The organism is Roseisalinus antarcticus (genome assembly GCF_900172355.1).
GTDB lineage: Bacteria > Pseudomonadota > Alphaproteobacteria > Rhodobacterales > Rhodobacteraceae > Oceanicola > Oceanicola antarcticus_A.
Map to the genome: position 1 here is coordinate 55055 of NZ_FWFZ01000006.1, position 19845 is coordinate 74899.

The window sequence follows — 19845 nt, forward strand, 5'->3', positions numbered from 1 at the left end:
CATGGACGGAAGCCTGAAGATGAACGCAGCAACCAAGCTCCCCCTGGATGTGGGGCCGATCCATTTCGTGGGGATCGGCGGGATCGGCATGTCGGGGATCGCGGAGGTTCTGCTCAACCATGGCTATACCGTGCAGGGATCGGACCTGAAGGCCACGCCGATCACGGAACGGCTGAAAAGCCTCGGCGCCCTCGTCTTCGAGGGCCAGCGGCCCGAGAACCTCGAAGGGGCGGAGGTTGTCGTCATCTCCTCGGCGATCAAGCCCGGCAACCCGGAGCTGGACGAGGCCCGGCGGCGCGGCCTGCCGGTGGTCCGGCGGGCCGAGATGCTGGCCGAGCTCATGAGGCTGAAATCCAACGTCGCGGTCGCGGGCACCCACGGCAAGACCACGACCACCACCATGGTCGCAGCCCTTCTGGATGCCGGCGGGTTCGACCCCACGGTCATCAATGGCGGGATCATCCACAATTACGGCTCGAACGCCCGGGTGGGCGAAGGCGAGTGGATGGTGGTCGAGGCCGACGAAAGTGACGGCACCTTCAACCGCCTGCCCGCCACCATCGCCATCGTCACAAATATCGACCCCGAGCACATGGAGCACTGGGGCACCGAAGAGGCGCTGCACAAGGGGTTCGAGGATTTCGTGTCCAACATCCCGTTCTATGGCGTGGCGGTCTGCTGCACCGACCATCCCCAGGTGCAGAAGCTGGTCGCCCGGATCTCGGACCGGCGCGTGGTGACCTTCGGCTTCAACGCCCAGGCCGATGTGCGCGCCGTCAACCTGACCTATGCCGGCGGGGTCGCCCATTTCGATGTCGCCCTGCAGGCCGAGGGCCAGGTGATCGAGGGTTGCAGCCTGCCGATGCCCGGCGACCACAACGTCTCGAACGCGCTGTCGGCGGTGGCCGTGGCCCGGCACCTGGGGATGAAGCGCGACGAGATCCGCGCTGCGCTCGCGGCCTTCGGCGGGGTCAACCGGCGCTTCACCAAGGTGGGCGAGGTCAATGGCGTAACCATCATCGACGATTACGGCCACCACCCGGTGGAGATCGCGGCCGTGCTCAAGGCCGCCCGCCAGGCCAGCGACGGGCGCGTCATCGCGGTGCACCAGCCGCACCGCTACTCCCGCCTGCACTCCCTGTTCGAGGAGTTCTGCAACTGCTTCAACGAGGCCGACGTGGTCGGCATCGGCGCGGTCTATGCGGCGGGCGAGGCCCCGATCGAGGGCGCCTCGCGCGACGACCTGGTCGCCGGGCTGATCCGCGCGGGCCACCGCGACGCACGGGCGGTAGAGACCGAGGACGACCTGGAACGGCTGGTGCGCGAAGAGGCGGCCCCCGGCGACATCGTCGTCTGCCTCGGCGCGGGCACGATCAGCGCCTGGGCCAACAACCTGCCCGCGCGGCTCGCCCGGTGAGCTGGGCCGCGATCATCGCCGGGGCCGTGGCCCTGGCCCTCGCCGCGACCCTGTCGCGGCTGGTCGCGCGGCTGCTGGGGGCCTTCGCCCTGGCGGCGGGGGTGCTGCTGGCCCTGCACGCCCGCACCGATCCGGCCGAGGCGGTGGCCGGCCTCGCGGCCCTGGGCGGCGCCTTCGCCCTGCGCCGGCCCCTGCGGCGGCTGCTGACCGGGGGGCTGGTGTGACCGCCCCGGCCCGCCGTTGCCCCGGCCCCGGCGCGATGCCTGGCCCCCGCGCGATGCCCGGGACGGCCCGGCCCGTCGCCGGCGGAGGGCCCGGGACATGAGCGCCTCCGCCCTCGCCGGCATCCTCTGGGTGCTGGCCGCCACCGCGACCGCCTTCCTGCCGATGCGGCGGCAATACGTGCCGGGGCTGACCCTGCTGGCGCTGGCGCCGGTGCTGATCGGCTGGCTCACCTGGCAGCATGGCTGGTGGATAGGGGGCTTCGCGCTCTTCGCCTTCCTGTCGATGTTCCGCAACCCGCTGCGCTACCTGATCCGCCGGGCGCTCGGCCTGACCGTGGAGGCGCCGCCGCAATGAGCCTGTCGCTGATCCTCGCGTTCCTCTGGCTGGTCGCGGCCAACGTGCTGGCGATGATCCCGTCGCGCGACCACCACTGGCGCCGCGCCTACGTGCTGATCGCGCTTGGCATCCCGCTGCTGGGGTGGGTGACCTACGAGAACGGGCCCTGGATCGGCCTTCTGTGCCTGGCCGCGGGCGCGTCCGTCCTGCGCTGGCCGGTCTATCACCTCGGCCGCCGGATCAGGCGCCTGTTGGGCCGCGCCGACGCCTGAGCCTTGTCCCGCAGGGGCCGGACGTGCAGTCTGCGGGCGCGGGGGTGCGGTATGGTCGAGATTGCGGACGTTGATGACAGGGACAGCCTCAGGGACTGGCTGCAAGAGACCGGCCAGAGCCGCGAGGCCTGCGTCTGGCTTGCAAGCCGCGCGGCCCTGTGGGTGCTGCCGATCGCCTGGGCCGAGGCGTCTTCACGTCTTGATTTGACACCACTTCCCATTTTGCGGGCAAATCTGATTGCAGGGGTTGCGCCGGTGTGTCCAACCCCCGCAATCAAGAGCGCCGCCGCCGCCGCCTACGCCGCCGCCGACGCCGCCATCACCGCCGCCGCCTACGCCGCCGCCGACCGCGCCGCCAGCGACGCCGCCTACGCCGCCATCACCGCCGCCGCCTACGCCGCCGCCGACCGCGCCGCCAGCGACGCCGCCTACGCCGCCATCACCGCCGCCGCCTACGCCGCCTTCTCCGCTGCCGTCACCGCCGCCGCCGCCACCGACGCCACCGCCGACCTTGCGGTCTGGGAGGCGTCGAGACGGGACATGGGAATCCTGCAAGACGGCGATTTTCTCGGCAAGGGGCTCAGGCTGTGGCCGGCCGGTGGTAACCCGCTCGAAGACGCCTGGCGCGAGGTGAAGCGCGGTCTGGCTCAGGGCGATCCCGCCAGCGCCCGCGGGGTCGGCACCGGTCTCGACTGGTCGTTCTGGCTCGACTGGTATCAGGACGCGCTGGACGGCAAGACCCCCGACTGGGACGTGCTGGAAGAGATCGCCCTCAGCGGCCTGGCCAGAGACGGCGACTACCAGCGCGAGGACTTCAACCCCTTCTGGGAAGGCACCGACGCCGAGGTTCTGGCGCGGATCAATGAGATCGTCGAACGGCATGCCCTGTTGGCAGAAATTCGAAAACTCAAGGCCGAGAGAGATAGCTTGCGGGCGGCGGCAAGTGCGTCCGCCGCCCACCGGTCCCACAATAATCCGCCGGAATTGGTCGAAGAGCAGGCGCAGCAAGAGGTTACGATTGTTTGGGCATATCTTGATGACATCGAGGTCGAACTGAAAAAGCCCGATATTGATCACGGGCGTCTGCGCCGTTTGGGACAACGGCTTGTCAGTCAAGCCAGAGAGGTTTTGTCGTTGGCTGGCAAGGACACAAAGAAAGACATGGCCATGGCGATCAGGCTCGCAGTCTATGGTGGCGGCGGACTCGCGTTGATGGCCAGGATCGTGGAGTTCGGAGAATGGCTTGGGCGATTTGTCGGGCCAAGCTTGGGTTTTTAAGGAGGCTGACCCATGATCTACCTCATCCCTTCCATCGGGTTTCTGATCGGCGTTCTGCCCGGGTTCTTTCTTGCGCGGCAGGGCAAGGTCTGGGTCGTGGCGATCTTTGCGCTCGCGCTTGCGGTAGCCGGGGTCTGGGCGATCATCGTAGGGCGCAGCCAGACTGGATTCGATGGCATGGGCTACGTGATCATCGCGGTCCTGATGTTGGCGCCGACGGTGGTCGGCATGGTGGCCGGCGGGCTCGCGGGGCTTTACCGGCGGGCCAAAGAGGGGCAGACAGCGCCCCATGACAAAGACGCCTGAGACCGCCGCGCCCGCGATCCGCCTTCCCGAGGTGCGCGGGGTCCTCACCCCCGAGCGGCCGCTGGCCGAGCTTACGTGGATGCGGGTGGGCGGGCCTGCGGACTGGCTCTTTCAGCCCGCCGACCGCGCGGATCTGGCCGCCTTCCTGGCCGCGCTGCCGGCCGAGGTGCCGGTGATGGCCATGGGCGTCGGCTCCAACCTCATCGTGCGCGACGGCGGGGTGCGCGGGGTGGTGATCCGGCTGGGGCGCGGCTTCAACGGGATCGAGACCGGCGACGGGCTGGTCCGGGCGGGCGCAGCGGCGCTCGACGCGCACGTGGCGCGCAAGGCGGCCGAGGCCGGGCTCGACCTGACCTTTCTGCGCACCATTCCCGGCGCGGTGGGCGGTGCGGTGCGGATGAACGCGGGCTGCTACGGCGCCTATGTCGCCGATCACCTGGTCGAGGTCACGGCGATCCTGCGCGACGGCGCGACGGTGACCCTGCCGGCGCACGACCTGGGGCTGGGCTATCGGACGTCGAAGTTGCCCGAGGGCGCGGTGATCGTCGAGGCGGTGTTCCGCACATGGGCCGGCGACCCTGAAGAGCTTGCCGCGAAGATGGCCGACCAGCTGGCCCGCCGCGACGCGAGCCAGCCGACGAAGGACCGCACCGCGGGCTCCACCTTTCGCAACCCGGCCGGCTATTCCTCGACCGGGCTCGCGGACGACAGCCACGAGCTCAAGGCCTGGACGCTGATCGACGAGGCGGGCATGCGCGGCGCCCGGATCGGCGGGGCGGTGATGAACGAGAAACACTCGAACTTCCTCACCAATGCGGGCGGCGCCACGGCCACGGATCTCGAATCGCTGGGCGAAGCGGTCCGGAAAAGGGTTTACGAGGTGCGCGGGCTGACGCTAGAGTGGGAAATCATGAGGGTCGGCGAACCGGCCCCGGACGACTGAGCAGCAGGTCGGCATCCCCGGGCAGGGATGCGCGGCACTCAATATGAAGATCAAGTTTGACGGGCCGCGCGAACGGCCCGCGTGAGGCAGTGAAATGTCGGGCGGGCAGACCCCCCACGTTGCAGTCCTGTTGGGCGGCCCGTCGGCCGAGCGCGAAGTCTCTTTGTCTTCGGGCCGGGAATGCGCGGCCGCGCTGCGCACCGCCGGCTACCGCGTGAGCGAACTGGACGCCGGTCCGGATCTGGCCCTGCGTCTGACGGAGCTGAAGCCGGACGTCTGTTTCAACGCCCTGCACGGCCGCTGGGGCGAGGACGGCTGCGTCCAGGGGATCCTGGAATGGATGCGACTGCCCTATACCCATTCGGGCGTGCTGGCCTCGGCCATGGCGATGGACAAGGAGCGGACCAAGGCGATCTACCGCGCCAGCGGCCTGCCCGTGGTGGACAGCGTGCTGGCCCGCAAGGCAGAGGTCGAGGCGGATCATGTCATGGCGCCGCCCTACGTGGTGAAACCCTACAACGAAGGCTCCTCGGTGGGTGTCTACTTCGTGCACGGCGGCGCGAACGGCCCGCCGAAGCTTGCCGCCACAATGCCCGATGTGGTGATGGTCGAGGCCTTCGTGCCGGGGCGGGAGCTGACCACCGCGGCGATGGACGGGCGGACGCTGGGCGTCACCGACATCCTGACCGACGGCTGGTACGATTACGACGCGAAATACAGCGCGGGCGGGTCGCGCCACGTGATCCCCGCCGATATCCCGGCCGAGATCTTCGACGCCTGCGAGGCCTACGCCCTGCGGGCCCACAACGCGCTTGGCTGTCGCGGGATCAGCCGCACGGATTTTCGCTGGGACGAGGGCCGCGGCCTCGCCGGCCTGATCCTGCTGGAGACCAATACCCAGCCGGGGATGACGCCGACCTCGCTGGTGCCCGAACAGGCGGCCCTGAAGGGGATCGAGTTTCCCGCGCTCTGCGCCTGGCTGGTGGAGGATGCCTCTTGCGACAGGTAGCCCGCGACAAGGACAACGCCCGCATCCCGCGCGACCCGGCGCCGTCGCGCTGGCGCTATCGCTACCAGCGGCTGATGCTGACGCCGGGGTTCCGCAAGCTGTTGCGGATCGGCGCCCCGCTGGCGCTGATCGCCGGGATCGCGGGGGCCTGGTTCGGCCAGGAGGCGAACCGGATGGCGGTGCAGGCGACCTGGATCGAGCTGCGCGACGAATTCCAGTCGCGCCCGGAATTCATGGTCAGCGCGATGGACATCATCGGCGCAGACGGCGATCTGTCGGGCCAGATCCGCGATGTGCTCCCGCTGAACTTCCCAGTGACCTCGTTCGATCTCGAACTCGAGGACATGCGCGAACTGGTGGCTGCGCTGAACGCGGTCGAAAGCGCCCGCCTGCGGGTGCGCCCCGGTGGCATCCTCGAGGTGGCGGTGGTCCAGCGCGAGCCGGTCGCGGTCTGGCGCACGGCACAGGGCCTCAAGCTGATCGACGCGGGCGGGCACTTCGTCAGCCCGCTGCAGGCCAGGGCCGACCGGCCCGACTTGCCGCTGATCGCCGGGATGGGGGCGGACGCGGCGCTCGACGAGGCGCTGCGGCTTTACGCGGTAGCCGAGCCGCTGACGGAAAAGCTGCGCGGCCTGGTGCGGCTGGGCGACCGGCGCTGGGACGTGGTGCTGGAGGGCGGGCAGAAGATCCTGCTGCCCTCCGACAACCCGGTCCGGGCGCTCGAAAGGGTGATGGCGCTGGATTCGGCGCAGGACATGCTCGACCGCGACATCGCGCTGGTGGACATGCGCAACGCGGCCCGCCCCACGATACGGCTCAACCCGCCCGCGGCGGCGGCATTCCGGCGCACGTCGGGCAAACTTCAATAACAAGAAACACTGAAGGGCAGGCACGATGAGGGAGCTATACGAGAGCCAGCGGGCGATGCGGAACATGCGCAAGGTCGCGATGCAACGGGGCGTGATCGCGATCCTCGACGTCGGCACCTCGAAGATCGCCTGCCTGATCCTGCGCTTCGACGGACCCGAACGGTTCCGCGAGAACGACGGCGTGGGCTCCATGGCCGGCCAGTCGGCGTTCCGAGTGATCGGCGCGGCGACGACCCGGTCGCGCGGCGTCCGCTTCGGCGAGATCGACGCCATGGCCGAGACCGAACGCGCGATCCGCACCGCGCTTCAGGCGGCGCAGAAGATGGCGCAGGTCCGCGTCGATCACGTGATCGCCTCGTTCTCGGGCGCGCGGCCCCGGTCCTACGGGCTGGATGGGGCGATCGACGTCACCGGCGCCCAGGTCGAAGAGGGCGATATCGGCCGCGTGCTGGCCGCCTGCGACGTGCCCGATTACGGCGCAGGTCGCCACGTGCTGCACGCCCAGCCGGTGAACTTCGCGCTGGACCACCGCTCCGGCCTCGCCGATCCGCGCGGCCAGATCGGCAACAAGCTGACCTGCGACATGCACCTGCTGACGGTCGAGGAGATGGCCGTCCAGAACCTGATCCACGCGGTCAAGCGCTGCGACCTCGAGATCGCGGGCCTGGCCTCCTCGGCCTATGCCTCGGGCATATCGAGCCTCGTGGAGGACGAGCAGGAGCTGGGCGCCGCCTGCATCGACCTGGGCGGTGGCGCCACCGGCCTGTCGATCTTCATGAAAAAGCACATGATCTATGCCGACAGCGTGCGGCTGGGCGGCGACCACGTGACCGGCGACATCTCCATGGGGCTGCAGGTCTCGATGTCCGTGGCCGAGCGGATCAAGACCTTCTACGGCGGGCTCGTGGCGACCGGCATGGACGACCGCGAGCAGATCGAGATCGGCGGCGACACCGGCGACTGGGAACACGACCGGCGCCAGGCCAGCCGGGCCGAGTTGATCGGCATCATGCGGCCGCGCGTCGAGGAGATCCTCGAAGAGGTCCGCGCCCGGCTCGACGCGGCGGGGTTCGAACATCTGCCCTCGCAGCAGATCGTGCTGACGGGCGGCGGCTCGCAGATCCCGGGGCTCGACGCGCTGGCCTCGCGGATCCTGGGCCAGCAGGTGCGGCTCGGCCGGCCGCTGCGGGTGCAGGGCCTGCCGCAGGCCGCCACCGGCGCCTCCTTCGCGAGCGCGGTGGGCCTGGCGCTGTTCGCGGCCAACCCGCAGGACGAATGGTGGGATTTCGAGATCCCGGCCGAGCGTTACCCCGCCCGCTCGTTCAAGCGGGCGGTGAAATGGTTCAAGGACAATTGGTAGGCGCGGCAGTCGAGATTTTTGGCCCCGTGGGCGTCAGACCCCGTGACGGCACCGCCCCGGTCTGCTAAAAACATCCACAGAGTCGCCCACAGAGGCGCCCACATCAGGCCGACCGAGCAGTCGCCCCGAGAGTCCAAATGAACCGCACGACGTCGCATCCCGATTTGCGACAACCGGAGACGTGACTTCAATATCTCGTGGTGGCCGGGTCGCGATTGCCTAGAATTGGAATGACCGGCAGGATATTGCCGGATTCCGTCAATTCGACCGCTTATTTTGTGTTTTTTTCGAGGAATTGGCGTGACGTGCAGCCCAGAGGCAGTTAGAGTCAATCAATACAGGTGCAAGCGCCCGGTGGGACGGGCGGGAGAACAAACAGGCGGACAGCAACCATGACACTGAATCTATCCCTCCCCGGGCACGACGAGCTGAAGCCCCGTATCACCGTTTTCGGTGTCGGCGGTGCCGGCGGCAACGCGGTCAACAACATGATCGAGAAGCAACTCGACGGGGTTGAGTTCGTGGTTGCCAATACCGACGCGCAGGCCCTGCAGCAGTCGATGGCCCCGGCCAAGATCCAGATGGGCGTGAAGGTCACCGAAGGGCTGGGCGCAGGCGCCCGGGCCACCGTGGGGGCCGCCGCTGCCGAGGAGTCGATCGAGCAGATCGTCGATCACCTCGCGGGCGCGCACATGTGCTTCATCACCGCGGGCATGGGTGGAGGCACCGGCACCGGCGCCGCCCCGATCATCGCCCAAGCCGCCCGCGAGCTGGGCGTGCTGACCGTGGGCGTCGTCACCAAACCGTTCCAGTTCGAGGGCGGCAAGCGCATGAAGCAGGCCGACGACGGCCTCGAGGCGCTGCAGAAGGTCGTCGACACGCTGATCATCATTCCCAACCAGAACCTGTTCCGGCTGGCGAACGAGAACACGACCTTCACCGAGGCCTTCGCGCTGGCCGACGACGTGCTCTACCAGGGCGTCAAGGGTGTCACCGACCTGATGGTTCGGCCCGGCCTGATCAACCTCGACTTCGCCGACGTCCGCGCGGTGATGGACGAGATGGGCAAGGCGATGATGGGCACCGGCGAAGCCGAGGGCGACAACCGCGCCGTGCAGGCCGCCGAGAAGGCCATAGCGAACCCGCTGCTCGACGAAATCAGCCTCGAAGGCGCGAAGGGTGTGCTGATCAACATCACCGGCGGCTACGACCTGACCCTGTTCGAACTGGACGAGGCGGCGAACAAGATCCGCGAGAAGGTCGATCCGGAGGCGAACATCATCGTGGGCTCGACCCTCGACACCGAGATGGAGGGCCGCATGCGCGTCAGCGTCGTGGCCACCGGGATCGACGCCGTGGCCAAGACCGGCGACATGCCGGCGCCGCGCCGCTCCATGGCGGCACCTCTGCAGCAGCCCGCCGCCGCGGCCCGGTCGGCCGCTCCCACGCCGGCCCCCGCGCCGGTGCGTGAAGAGCCCGCCCGCCAACCCGAGGTGGCCGCCCGCGCCCCCGAGCCGGAAGAGCCCACGTTCTTCGACGACGAGACCGACGAGGTCCGGGACGAGCCGATGTACGAGGAGGACATGGCCGAGGAGGATCTGCCCGCGCCGGCCTATCGCCCGCGGCCCGAGCCCGCGGTCGACGCGGAACCGGCAAGCTTCGTCGCGCCCCGCGCCCCGACCCCCGGCCAGCCCTCGCCCGAGGCGCTGGCGCGTCTGAAGGCCGCGGCCGGGAAGTCTCCGTCCGCGCGGCCCGCGGCACCGGCCCATGGGTCCGAGCACCGCGGCGAGGAAGAGCGTCCGCGCTTCGGCATCAACTCGCTGATCAACCGGATGACCGGCCATGCCGAGCAGCCGAACCCGCAGCGCCGCCAGCCTCAGGTCAGCGCCCTGCGCCAGGACGAAGAGGCCGAGGCGGATCCCGAGCAGGAACGCATCGAGATCCCGGCCTTCCTGCGGCGTCAGGCGAACTGAGCCCGGACCGAAACGACAACGCGACATCAACCGCCGACACGCAGCCCGTGTCGGCGGTTTTCCTTTGCCCTCCGCCCGCGTCCGCCCGTGCGGTCAGCATGTTGCAACAGGGGCCGGCGGATTGATGGAAGCCGCCGCGCACATCCGCCGAAATATAATGGAAATCAATGCCTTACCACACCTGCCTGAGGATGTTTCAGTCGGTTGCAAAGAGTGAGTTGAGAGCCGGGGACAGGGCGACTAGGTCAGAGGCTAACAAACGTTAACAGGACAGCTCCGCGTGCAATCCACACTTTCCCGATCCGTGCAATTCGACGGCGTGGGCCTCCATTCGGGCGCCCCGGTCTCGATGCATGTGCTGCCGGGTCAGGTGGGGCAGGGCATCGTCTTCGTTCGCCAGGATCTTGGCGGCGCCCGGATCGCCGCCCGCTGGGACCATGTGGAACAATCGCCCCTGATGACGCGGCTGGTCGCCCCCGGCGGCGCCAGCGTCTCGACTGTCGAGCATGTGATGGCGGCGCTCGCGGGGTGCGGCATCCACAACGCGACGGTCGTGCTCGACGGGCCGGAGGCGCCGATCGCCGACGGATCCTCGGCCCCCTTCGTGCGGGCTTTCCTCGATGCCGGGCTCACGCACCAGGCCGCCCCGCTGACGGCGATCCGGGTCCGCCGCAGCGTCGAGGTCCGGCGCGGGCTGGCGATGGCGCGGCTTTCGCCGGCACAGGCGCTCACCATGGATTTCGCGATCGAGTTCGACGACGCCGCGATCGGGCGTCAGCGCCTGGGGCTCGACATGGCCAACGGCGCCTTCGTGCGCGAGCTTTGCGACGCCCGGACCTTCTGCCGGAGCGCGGATATCGATGCCATGCGCGCCGAGGGCCGGGCCCTGGGCGGCACGCTGGAAAATGCGGTCGTCGTTGACGGCGACAAGGTCCTGACCCCGGGCGGCCTGCGCCACCCGGACGAGGCCGTGCGGCACAAGATGCTGGACGCGCTCGGCGATCTGGCCCTGGCCGGGGCGCCGATCCTGGGGGCCTATGTCGGCCTGCGCGCCGGGCACGCCATGACCAACGACCTGCTGCGCAAGCTCTTTTCCGATCCCGCCAATTATGAACGGGTGCACTGCCCGCCGCATATCGCGGCCCGTCTGCCGGGCGCGGGGATCCATGCCGAAGACCTGCGGGCGGTGGCCTGACGCCACCTCGGGCCCCTCGCCGCGCCACGGGCGAAAAGAGCGTTTTGCCCCGGAATCATCTATGCTAGACCTGTCTCAAACCGGCGGATGTCCGGAAACATGAGGACGGCATGAGCAGGGGGCGGGGAATGTCGGCACGACGGGCGAAAATCATGGCTGTTGCGGCATTGGCCGCAGGCCTGACGCTGGCGGGCTGCGACACGTTCGATCCGCGCCAACCGGGCGTGCTGGAGGCCTATTCGGCCCAGCAGATCTTCGAACGCGGCGAATTCGAGCTGGATCGCAACCGCGCAGATGACGCGGCCTATTACTTCGGCGAGATCGAGCGGCTTTATCCCTATTCGGAATGGGCGAAGCGGGCGCTGATCATGCAGGCCGCGGCCTATCACCAGGATCGCGACTATCCCAACGCCCGGTCCGCCGCCCAACGCTTCATCGACTTCTACCCCGCCGATACCGACGCAGCCTATGCGCAATACCTGCTGGCGCTCAGCTATTACGACCAGATCGACGAGATCGGCCGCGACCAGGGTCTGACATTCCAGGCCCTGCAGGCCCTGCGCGCCGTGATCGAGATCTATCCCGACAGCGAATATGCCGAACCCGCGATCCTGAAGTTCGACCTGGCCTTCGATCACCTCGCCGCGAAAGAGATGGAGGTCGGACGCTACTACCTGAAGGGCGGGCATTACGCGGCGGCGGTCAACCGGTTCCGGGTCGTGGTCGAGGATTTCCAGACCACCGCCCACACGGCCGAGGCGTTGCACCGGCTGGTCGAGGCCTACCTGTCGCTGGGCCTCACCGAGGAGGCCCAGACCGCGGGCGCGATCCTGGGCTACAATTACCGCTCCACGCCGTGGTATCAGGACAGCTATGCCCTGCTGACCGGACAGGGGCTGAACGTCGAGGCCACGGGCGACAACTGGCTGGCCTCGATCTACCGTCAGGTTGTGCGGGGCGAATGGCTTTAGGGGCTGGTGCGCAATGACCGCGCACCCTACCCAAGCCGAAAGGCTGCGCCTCTGCCGCGCAGCGATGTGAGGCCGTCAGGCGAATGCTGCGAACGCTCGATATTCGGGACATGCTTATCATCGACCGGCTGGAGCTTGAGTTTCAGCCCGGTCTGAACGTGCTGACCGGCGAGACCGGGGCCGGCAAGTCGATCCTGCTGGATGCGCTAGGCTTTGTGCTGGGCTGGCGGGGGCGGGCGGAACTGGTGCGCAGCGGTGCTGAGCAGGGCGAGGTGACGGCGGTGTTCGATCTCGCGCCCGGCCATGGCTGCGAGGCGGTGCTGGCCGAGGCCGGGATCGGCGCGGAGGATGGCGAGCTGATCCTGCGGCGCGTCAACGCCCGGGACGGGCGCAAGACGGCCTGGGTCAACGGCACCCGGGTCTCCGGAGAGGTGCTGCGGCAATTGTCCGACAGGCTGGTGGAGTTGCACGGCCAGCACGACGATCGTGGCCTGCTGAACCCGCGGGGCCACCGCGCGTTGCTCGATGCTTTCGCGGGCGCGGATACGGGCGCTGTGCGCGGCGTCTGGACCGCGCGGCGCAAGGCGCAGGCCGCGCTGGCCGAGGCGCGGGAGGCGGCCGAGACCCTGCGCTCCGAAGAGGAATTCCTGCGCCACGCGGTGGCCGAGTTCGACGACCTCTCGCCCGAGGAGGGCGAGGAGGAGCTGCTCGACCGGCAGCGGCGGACGATGCAATCGGCGGAACGGATCCGCGCGGACATCGCCAAGGCCCACGGCGCGTTGACGGGGCAGGGGGCCGAGGGTCTGATGACCGACGCGATCCGCTGGCTTGACGGCGCGGCCGAGGCCGCCGAGGGGCGGCTCGACGCGCCGCTGGAGGCGCTCGGACGGGCGATGGATGCACTGGGTGAGGCGGAACAGGGGGTGGCGGACTGCCTCGATGCGCTGGATTTCGACGGGCTGGCGCTGGAGCGGGTGGAGGAGCGTCTGTTCGCGATCCGGGCACTGGCGCGCAAGCACGGCGTCCTGCCCGATCAACTGCCCGCCTTCGACGGAGAGCTGCGCCATAGGCTGGAGGCGCTCGACGCCTCCGACGGGGATCTCAAGCGGCTGGAGGCGGAGGCCGCGGCCGCCGAGACGGCCTATGCCACCGCCGCCGCTGCCCTGTCGGAGGAAAGGACCGTCGCCGCGCGCCAGCTGGAGGTCGCGATGGGCGCCGAGCTTGCCCCGCTCAAGATGGAGCGGGCCGAGTTCCGTGTCCAGATCGAGGACGGAGAGCCCGGCCCCGAGGGGTGGGACGCGGTGACCTTTCTGGTGGCCACCAACCCCGGTGCGCCGGCGGGCGCGTTGAACCGTATCGCCTCGGGCGGGGAATTGTCGCGTTTCCTGCTGGCCCTGAAGGTCTGCCTGACCCGCGAGGCGCAAGGGCTGACCATGATCTTCGACGAGATCGACCGCGGCGTCGGCGGCGCGACCGCTGCGGCCGTTGGCCGGCGGCTGGCGCGGCTGGCCGGGGATGGCCAGGTTCTGGTCGTCACCCATTCGCCGCAGGTGGCGGCCCTCGGCGGCCATCACTGGCGGGTCGAGAAACGACAGGGCGCGGATGAGACGATCTCGACCGTGGTGCCGCTGGACGCGGAGGCGCGGGTGGACGAGATCGCGCGGATGCTGTCGGGCGATACCCTGACGGACGCGGCACGCCAGGCCGCGCGGGCGCTGATTGACGGCTGAGCCGCTGGCCTAGTCCGTCGTCTCCTCGAGCGGCCGTTTTCGGATCCGCCTGGGCAATTTCACGCAGCCCATATCGACCCTCTCGAGCCGTTCGTGCAGGGAATCGATGCTGTGATCGATCTCCTTCAGATATTGCTCGAGCTCGGCCCGTTTTTCATAGGCTCGCATCAGCGCCTGTGTTGTCCTTTGAGGCAATCATCAATCCCCCGCAATGGCGAACAATGGTATGTATCGACACCGATCCCCCTCGGATGGCTGACGATCATTCTAGGACGAAATACCGATCGTATACAACCTTAGGTTATTGACAGTCATTGTCGGGTGATGTGCGCACGCACCACGCGTGTGCCGTTTCAGGATCCTTGCGGAACGAGTTTTCCGGGGTTCATGAGGTTTTGCGGATCAAGGGCCCGCTTGATCGCGCCCATGATCTGCCAGGCGGCGCCATGCTCTGCGGCCATGTGTTTGAGCTTGCCCAGGCCCACGCCATGCTCGCCCGTCGCGGTGCCGCCCATGGCGAGCGCCCGGTCGATCATCGCCGCCGAGACCTCTTCGGCGGCGCGCCGCTCCGCCTCGGATCCGTCGAGCAGAAGGATCGCGTGAAAGTTGCCGTCGCCCACATGGCCCAGGATCGGGGCCTGCAGACCGGCTTGCGCAATATCGGCCTGGGTCTGCTCAACAGCTTGGGATAACATGGAAATCGGCACGCAGACATCGGACACGATGGCCCGGCTTCCGGGGCGCGATGCGAGGATCGCCCAATAGGCATGGTGGCGCATCCGCCACAGCCGGGTCCGGTCCTCAGGCCGGGTCGCGCCCTCGAATCCGGTGCAGCCGTGATCGCGGGCGATCTCGTGGAACTGTTCGGTCTCGGCGGCGACGGCCGCCTCGGTGCCGTGAAACTCCACGAAGAGATGCGGCATCAGGGGAAAGTCCGCGTCCGAATAGCCGTTCACCGCCGCCACGCTCGCCGCGTCCAGGATCTCTATCCGGGCCATGGGGATGCCGGTCTGGATCGTCTCGACGACCGCATCGACGGCCTGGTTGAAGCCGGGAAAGGCGCAAGTGGCCGCGGCAATCGCGGCCGGCTGGCCTTGCAACCACAAGGTGAGTTCAGTGACAAGGCCGAGCGTGCCTTCCGACCCCACCATCAGCCCGGTCAGATCGTAGCCGGAGGCGGATTTGGCCGTCGTCCCGCCGGTGCGAATCACGCGGCCGTCCGCGGTCACCACCTCCAGGGCGGCCACGTTGTCGCGCATCGTGCCATAGCGGACGGCGGTGGTGCCCGAGGCGCGGGTCATCGCCATGCCGCCCAGGGTGGCATTGGCGCCGGGGTCGACCGGAAAGAACAGGCCGGTGGCGCGCAGCTCTTCGTTCAGGCGTTCGCGGGTGATGCCGGGCTGGACGCGGGCGACCCTGTCCTCGGCCCGCACCTCGAGCACTGCGTCCATCCGGGTGAAGTCCACCACGAGACCGCCCTGCACCGCGAGCCCGTGCCCCTCCAGCGAGGTGCCGGCCCCCCAGCCGATCATCGGACAGCCGTGATCCACGCAGATCCGCACGATGCCTGCCACCTCGTCGGTCGACGCCGGATAGGCCACCGCATCGGGCGGCGTCAGGGGGAAATGGCTTTCGGAGCGGCCGTGCGCCTCCAAATCGGTCTTGGACCGCGACAGGCGATCCCCTAGGAGTGAGGTCAACGCCTCAAGGGCGGCTTCGGCGATCATGGCAGGTCTTCCTTCGCTCCTGGTCCGGCCTGACGCAGCATAGGGGCAGGCGCGGGGCGCGGAAAGGCGGCAGGGATGGCTGCGGGGGTTGGCACATTCGTGAAGGAGAGCCTCGCCGAAGGCTGGCGGGCACTCGGTCGGGGCCTGGGCGTCATCCGCCGCAAGGGGCCGTCCAAGATCCAGTTCTGGCTGATCGCCCTCGTGATCGGGATCGGCGCGGGCTTCGCGGCCCTGGGTTTTCGCCTCGGGATCGAGGCGCTTCAGCATGCGCTCTACCGGACCGAGGATCCCCACCTTCTGCATACCGCCGCGGCGGGGCTCGACTGGTATTGGGTGCTGCTGGTGCCGGTCGCGGGCGGGCTTGCGGTGGGGCTGTTGCTGGACCGTTTCACCGACGACGGGCGGGTGCGCGCCGTGGCCGACGTGATCGAGGGCGCGGCGCTGGACAACGGCCGGGTCGAGGTCCGGCGGGGGGCGGTTTCGGCGCTGGCCTCGTGGATCACCCTGTCGACCGGCGGCTCATCGGGGCGCGAGGGGCCGGTCGTCCACGTGGCGGCCGTGATCTCGACCCTGATCTGCAGGGTGCTGCGCGCCGACGGGATCACCGGGCGCGACCTGCTGGGCTGCGCCGTAGCGGCGGCCGTTTCGGCCAGCTTCAACGCGCCGATCGCGGGGGCCCTCTTTGCGCTGGAGGTGGTGCTGCGCCATTTCGCCGTCCATGCCTTCGCGCCCATCGTCATCGCCAGCGTGGCGGGCACGGTCATCAACCGGCTGGCCTATGGCGGGCTGACGGAATTCGTGCTGCCGAACCAGAACGCCCTGGAATTCTACGTGGAATTGCCGGCCTTCCTGCTGCTGGGCCTGGTCTGCGGGATCGTTGCCGTGGTGCTGATGCGGGGGATCTTCTGGGCCGACGACCTCGGCAACGAGATCCAGGCCCGGACCGGGCTGCCCCGCTGGGCCCGACCCGCCGTCGCGGGGCTGCTGCTTGGGGGGCTCGCCGTGTTCTGGCCCCACATCATCGGCGTCGGCTACGAGACGACGTCGCGCGCCCTCACCGGCGATCTGCTGTTCCGCGAGGCGGTGGTCTTTGCCGTGCTCAAGGTGGCGGCGGTTGCGATCACCGTAGGCGGCCGGATGGGGGGCGGGGTGTTTTCGCCCTCGCTCATGGTGGGGGCCCTGACCGGGCTCGCGTTCGGGACGGTCGGCACGGCAGTGTTCCCGGACGTTTCGGGCGAGGGGACGCTCTATGCGCTGGCGGGAATGGGGGCGGTCGCCGCGGCGGTGCTGGGGGCGCCGATCTCCACGACGTTGATCGTATTCGAGCTGACCGGGGATTGGCAGACCGGCCTTGCGGTCATGGTGTCGGTGTCGATCTCGACCGCGCTGGCCTCGAACCTGGTCGACCGGTCGTTCTTCCTGACCCAGCTGGAGCGGCGCGGGGTGCGGCTGGCGGCGGGCCCGCAGGCCTATCTGCTGTCGACCTTCTCCGCGGGCGCGGTGATGCGCACCAGAACGGCACCAAGAGCGGCCCCCGAGGACAGCTGCTGGGAGATGGTCGAAGCGGGCACCTACCTCGACGTGGGGGCCACGCTGGAACAGGCGATGCCGATATTCGAGAAGGCGAACCCGCTATTCATCCCGGTGGTGCGCCTGTCGGGCTCGGACGAGCCGCCCGAATTGCTGGGCGCATTGTTCCAGGTCGACGCGCTGCGGGCCTACAACCGCGCCCTCGCGGCGACGGCGGCCGAAGAGCATTCCTGAGCAAGGACCGCGTGGCCGCCCCCGGCGGGCGGGGCGGGCGCGGGACCCTCGGGGAGGGTCGCCGGCCCGTGGCCTGATGGCGGCCGGAAAGGGGGGCGGGCTATCACCCCGCCGTCAGACCTGCTCGACCGCAACGGTCGAGGTGTAGAACGCCACATATCCCGCGATTTCCTCGAGCCCGGCATTCGGGCTTTCGAAGGACCACGCGGCGTTATTCAGGGGGCCGCTCTTGATCTGGATCGTGAAATACCGCGCCTCGCCCATGTGCGGATGGGTCGAGACCGAGTCGGAGCGGTCCAGGAACGCCATCGCGATGTCGTCGCGCGGAAAATAGATCACCGGGGCATAATCGCCCTCGGTCAGTTCGAGGGCGTTGTCGGTCTCGCCGATCACGGCGCCCCCTGTGCGCACCACCCATGTACCCTCGGCGGGTCTGATCTTGATGTGGTCGGCCATGGCCCCTCCCCAACTACTGTCGTTGTCATGTCCGGTCGTCCCGGTCCGTTGTCCGGCAAGGCTGCCTCAGGCGAGGCAACACCAAAGAGCCCCTGCCGCCCGGTCAGAGCGGGGCACAGGCGGTCTCGAGCCAGTCCAGCACCGGCCCGTCCACGAGCGGACCGATCTTTCGCAACGTATCCGCATGGTAGCCGTCTATCCAGCCCCTCTCGTCGTCCGACAGCATCCGCGTGTCGATCAGCCGCCGGTCGAGCGGCACGCAGGTCAGCGTCTCGAAGTCGAGCATCTTGCGGTCATCCGCCCCCGGCAACTCCGGCGCGGGCCGCACGACCACAAGGTTCTCGATCCGGATCCCGAAGGCGCCCTCGCGGTAATAGCCGGGCTCGTTCGAGAGGATCATCCCGGCTTCCAGCGGCACGGTCGAGCGGCGCGAGATCCCCTGCGGGCCCTCATGAACGCTGAGGTAGACCCCGACGCCGTGCCCTGTCCCGTGGTCATAGTCGAGCCCCCTGGTCCAGAGCGGGAACCGCGCCAGCGCATCGAGGTCGCGGCCGGTGATGCCGACGGGAAAGCGGGCGCGGGACACGGCGATCATGCCCTGCAGGACGGCGGTGTAGCAGCGCCGATGCTCCTCTGTCGCAGGGCCCACGATCACAGTGCGGGTGATGTCGGTGGTGCCGTCCATGTATTGCCCGCCGCTGTCCACCAGCAGCAGCTCTCCGGGCTTGACGGCCCGGTTGGTGTCGGTGGTCACGCGGTAGTGGATGATCGCGCCATGGGGGCCGGCGCCGGAGATGGTCTCGAAGCTGATGTCGCGCAGGACGTTCGTGCCCCGGCGGAACCCCTCGAGCGCGGTCACCACGTCGATCTCTGTGAGCCCGCCGCCCGGCGCCTCGGCATCGAGCCAGGCTAGAAAGCGGGTCATCGCGGCGCCGTCGCGCAGATGCGCGGCGCGGCTGCCGTCGAGCTCCGCCGCGGTCTTGCGGGCCTTGGGCAGCAGGCAGGGGTCGTCGCCGTGCACCGGGTCGATCCCCTTGGCCGCGAGCGTGTCGGCGACGATCTGCGGGGTGCTTTTGGGGGCGATCAGAACCGTTCCCGAGAGGCTTTCGAGGCTGGACAGCAAACTGGAACGGTCCCGGATCGTGACATCGGGGCCGAGGTGGTCGGCGACGGGATCGGCTTGCCCGGGGGCACAGAACAGGTCCACGCGGGCGTCGGCATGCAGGATCGCGAAGGCGAGCGGTACGGGGTTGCACTCGACATCCGCGCCCCGGATGTTGAGCAGCCAGGCGATGCTGTCGGGCAGGGTCAGGACCACGCTGTCCTGACCGGCCTTGCCCATTCCAGCGGCCAGGCGCTGCCGCTTCTCGGCGGAGGTCGCCCCGGCAAGATCGTCGGGGTAGGCGAAAAACGGGGCATTGGGCGGAGCGGGGCGGTCGTTCCAGATCCGGTCCACGAGGTTCGGCCCGGCAGAGAGCGTGATCCCGGCCACGCTCAGCCGCTCCTGCAGCCCCTCGATCTCGGCCACGGTGTGCAGCCAGGGGTCGAACATGACCTTTTCGGCGCGGCCCAGGCGAGCGAGCAGCCAGTCGGCGAGCTGCGTCTCGGGCCAATCGACCGGGGTGAAGACCGGCGCGGCCTGCTGCCTGACCTGGACCCTGTAGCGGCCATCGACAAAGAGCCCGGCCTCTTCCGCGAGCACCGCGCAGAAACCGGCGGAGCCGGTGAACCCGGTCAGCCAGGACAGCCGTTCATCCGAGGCCGGCACGTATTCGCCCTGATGAGCGTCGGCCCGGGGGACGATGAAGGCGTCCACCCCGGCGTCCGCCATCTCGCTGCGCAATGCGGCCAGCCGCGGCACGCCCTGATCCGGTGCGCTGGTGACTTCAAACGTCTGGAACATCCTGTCGCCTCTTTCTGACTGCTGAGAACCGTCCTTCGCCGTCCAGCGCCCGCACGGTTTTGAAGGGCCAAGATTATTCGCGAATAATCCTGCCGATTATTCGCGAATAAT

The 19845-nt window shown here is 68.9% G+C and carries 19 protein-coding genes; 15 read left to right on the forward strand and 4 right to left on the reverse strand.

Annotated elements, in window-relative coordinates:
• Position 1: 1 nt before the first annotated feature.
• The 14 genes from murC to recN all read left to right on the forward strand — a co-directional run bounded on the left by murC (position 2) and on the right by recN (position 13884).
• Positions 2-1417 carry a UDP-N-acetylmuramate--L-alanine ligase gene (gene murC / locus ROA7023_RS07555; protein WP_085878414.1) on the forward strand — a complete coding sequence of 472 codons (1416 nt, stop codon included), beginning with the start codon at positions 2-4 and terminating at the stop codon, positions 1415-1417.
• Positions 1414-1641, forward strand: coding sequence for a hypothetical protein (locus tag ROA7023_RS07560; protein ID WP_085878415.1), 228 nt, complete (start codon positions 1414-1416; stop codon positions 1639-1641). Before murC ends, ROA7023_RS07560 begins: the two co-directional genes overlap by 4 nt.
• Positions 1642-1738: 97 nt before the next feature.
• Positions 1739-1996, forward strand: a complete 258-nt coding sequence (locus ROA7023_RS07565; RefSeq protein WP_085878416.1) for a DUF2484 family protein — start codon at positions 1739-1741, stop codon at positions 1994-1996.
• Positions 1993-2250, forward strand: a complete 258-nt coding sequence (locus ROA7023_RS07570; RefSeq protein ID WP_085878417.1) for a DUF2484 family protein — start codon at positions 1993-1995, stop codon at positions 2248-2250. The genes ROA7023_RS07565 and ROA7023_RS07570 overlap by 4 nt, the downstream gene beginning before the upstream one ends.
• Positions 2251-2301: 51 nt before the next feature.
• Positions 2302-3528, forward strand: coding sequence for a hypothetical protein (locus ROA7023_RS24380; RefSeq protein ID WP_159458458.1), 1227 nt, complete (start codon positions 2302-2304; stop codon positions 3526-3528).
• Positions 3529-3540: 12 nt separating this feature from the next.
• The gene (locus ROA7023_RS07585) at positions 3541-3834 is read left to right on the forward strand and encodes a hypothetical protein (RefSeq protein ID WP_085878419.1); all 294 of its coding nucleotides are present in this window, start codon (positions 3541-3543) and stop codon (positions 3832-3834) included.
• Positions 3818-4777 (forward strand): UDP-N-acetylmuramate dehydrogenase, encoded by a 960-nt coding sequence (gene murB / locus ROA7023_RS07590; protein WP_085878420.1) that lies wholly within the window; start codon positions 3818-3820, stop codon positions 4775-4777. Before ROA7023_RS07585 ends, murB begins: the two co-directional genes overlap by 17 nt.
• Before the next feature lie 94 nt (positions 4778-4871).
• Complete coding sequence (locus ROA7023_RS07595) at positions 4872-5786, forward strand: D-alanine--D-alanine ligase (RefSeq protein WP_085878421.1); 915 nt, start codon at positions 4872-4874, stop codon at positions 5784-5786.
• A complete protein-coding gene (locus tag ROA7023_RS07600) occupies positions 5774-6655 on the forward strand; it encodes a cell division protein FtsQ/DivIB (protein WP_234992082.1) in 882 nt (293 codons plus the stop codon). Before ROA7023_RS07595 ends, ROA7023_RS07600 begins: the two co-directional genes overlap by 13 nt.
• 25 nt (positions 6656-6680) lie before the next feature.
• The gene (gene ftsA / locus ROA7023_RS07605; protein WP_085878422.1) at positions 6681-8015 is read left to right on the forward strand and encodes a cell division protein FtsA; all 1335 of its coding nucleotides are present in this window, start codon (positions 6681-6683) and stop codon (positions 8013-8015) included.
• Positions 8016-8407: 392 nt separating this feature from the next.
• Positions 8408-9988, forward strand: coding sequence for a cell division protein FtsZ (gene ftsZ / locus ROA7023_RS07610; protein WP_085878423.1), 1581 nt, complete (start codon positions 8408-8410; stop codon positions 9986-9988).
• Positions 9989-10268: 280 nt separating this feature from the next.
• Positions 10269-11183, forward strand: a complete 915-nt coding sequence (gene lpxC, locus ROA7023_RS07615) for a UDP-3-O-acyl-N-acetylglucosamine deacetylase (protein WP_085878424.1) — start codon at positions 10269-10271, stop codon at positions 11181-11183.
• 152 nt (positions 11184-11335) lie between these two features.
• Positions 11336-12154, forward strand: coding sequence for an outer membrane protein assembly factor BamD (locus ROA7023_RS07620; RefSeq protein ID WP_234992084.1), 819 nt, complete (start codon positions 11336-11338; stop codon positions 12152-12154).
• Between the two features lie 83 nt (positions 12155-12237).
• On the forward strand, positions 12238-13884 hold the full coding sequence (gene recN, locus ROA7023_RS07625) for a DNA repair protein RecN (RefSeq protein ID WP_085878426.1): 1647 nt from the start codon (positions 12238-12240) through the stop codon (positions 13882-13884).
• A 9-nt stretch (positions 13885-13893) separates the two neighbouring features.
• Here the strand turns inward: recN and ROA7023_RS24385 are convergent, their stop codons facing one another.
• Complete coding sequence (locus tag ROA7023_RS24385; RefSeq protein WP_159458459.1) at positions 13894-14052, reverse strand: hypothetical protein; 159 nt, start codon at positions 14050-14052, stop codon at positions 13894-13896.
• A gap of 185 nt (positions 14053-14237) precedes the next feature.
• A complete protein-coding gene (locus ROA7023_RS07630) occupies positions 14238-15611 on the reverse strand; it encodes an FAD-binding oxidoreductase (RefSeq protein WP_085878427.1) in 1374 nt (457 codons plus the stop codon).
• A gap of 75 nt (positions 15612-15686) precedes the next feature.
• On the opposite strand from ROA7023_RS07630, the gene ROA7023_RS07635 reads away from it, so the two are divergent.
• A complete protein-coding gene (locus ROA7023_RS07635; RefSeq protein ID WP_085878428.1) occupies positions 15687-17375 on the forward strand; it encodes a chloride channel protein in 1689 nt (562 codons plus the stop codon).
• A gap of 114 nt (positions 17376-17489) precedes the next feature.
• On the opposite strand, the gene ROA7023_RS07640 is transcribed toward ROA7023_RS07635, so the two are convergent.
• Entirely contained in the window at positions 17490-17831 is a 342-nt protein-coding gene (locus ROA7023_RS07640; protein WP_085878429.1) for a DUF427 domain-containing protein, read from the reverse strand.
• Between the two features lie 103 nt (positions 17832-17934).
• A complete protein-coding gene (locus ROA7023_RS07645; protein WP_085878430.1) occupies positions 17935-19734 on the reverse strand; it encodes an aminopeptidase P family protein in 1800 nt (599 codons plus the stop codon).
• Positions 19735-19845: the final 111 nt, after the last annotated feature.

What these genes read in the sequence shown, in the direction of transcription:
- murC (WP_085878414.1), top strand. Translation starts at nt 2, where the DNA reads ATGGACGGAAGCCTGAAGATGAACGCAGCAACCAAGCTCCCCCTGGAT.
- ftsZ (WP_085878423.1), top strand. Translation starts at nt 8,408, where the DNA reads ATGACACTGAATCTATCCCTCCCCGGGCACGACGAGCTGAAGCCCCGT.
- ROA7023_RS07595 (WP_085878421.1), top strand. Translation starts at nt 4,872, where the DNA reads ATGTCGGGCGGGCAGACCCCCCACGTTGCAGTCCTGTTGGGCGGCCCG.
- ftsA (WP_085878422.1), top strand. Translation starts at nt 6,681, where the DNA reads ATGAGGGAGCTATACGAGAGCCAGCGGGCGATGCGGAACATGCGCAAG.
- ROA7023_RS24385 (WP_159458459.1), bottom strand. Translation starts at nt 14,052, where the DNA reads ATGCGAGCCTATGAAAAACGGGCCGAGCTCGAGCAATATCTGAAGGAG.
- murB (WP_085878420.1), top strand. Translation starts at nt 3,818, where the DNA reads ATGACAAAGACGCCTGAGACCGCCGCGCCCGCGATCCGCCTTCCCGAG.
- ROA7023_RS07645 (WP_085878430.1), bottom strand. Translation starts at nt 19,734, where the DNA reads ATGTTCCAGACGTTTGAAGTCACCAGCGCACCGGATCAGGGCGTGCCG.
- ROA7023_RS07635 (WP_085878428.1), top strand. Translation starts at nt 15,687, where the DNA reads ATGGCTGCGGGGGTTGGCACATTCGTGAAGGAGAGCCTCGCCGAAGGC.
- ROA7023_RS07565 (WP_085878416.1), top strand. Translation starts at nt 1,739, where the DNA reads ATGAGCGCCTCCGCCCTCGCCGGCATCCTCTGGGTGCTGGCCGCCACC.
- ROA7023_RS24380 (WP_159458458.1), top strand. Translation starts at nt 2,302, where the DNA reads ATGGTCGAGATTGCGGACGTTGATGACAGGGACAGCCTCAGGGACTGG.
- ROA7023_RS07620 (WP_234992084.1), top strand. Translation starts at nt 11,336, where the DNA reads ATGGCTGTTGCGGCATTGGCCGCAGGCCTGACGCTGGCGGGCTGCGAC.
- recN (WP_085878426.1), top strand. Translation starts at nt 12,238, where the DNA reads ATGCTGCGAACGCTCGATATTCGGGACATGCTTATCATCGACCGGCTG.
- ROA7023_RS07585 (WP_085878419.1), top strand. Translation starts at nt 3,541, where the DNA reads ATGATCTACCTCATCCCTTCCATCGGGTTTCTGATCGGCGTTCTGCCC.
- ROA7023_RS07570 (WP_085878417.1), top strand. Translation starts at nt 1,993, where the DNA reads ATGAGCCTGTCGCTGATCCTCGCGTTCCTCTGGCTGGTCGCGGCCAAC.
- ROA7023_RS07630 (WP_085878427.1), bottom strand. Translation starts at nt 15,611, where the DNA reads ATGATCGCCGAAGCCGCCCTTGAGGCGTTGACCTCACTCCTAGGGGAT.
- ROA7023_RS07640 (WP_085878429.1), bottom strand. Translation starts at nt 17,831, where the DNA reads ATGGCCGACCACATCAAGATCAGACCCGCCGAGGGTACATGGGTGGTG.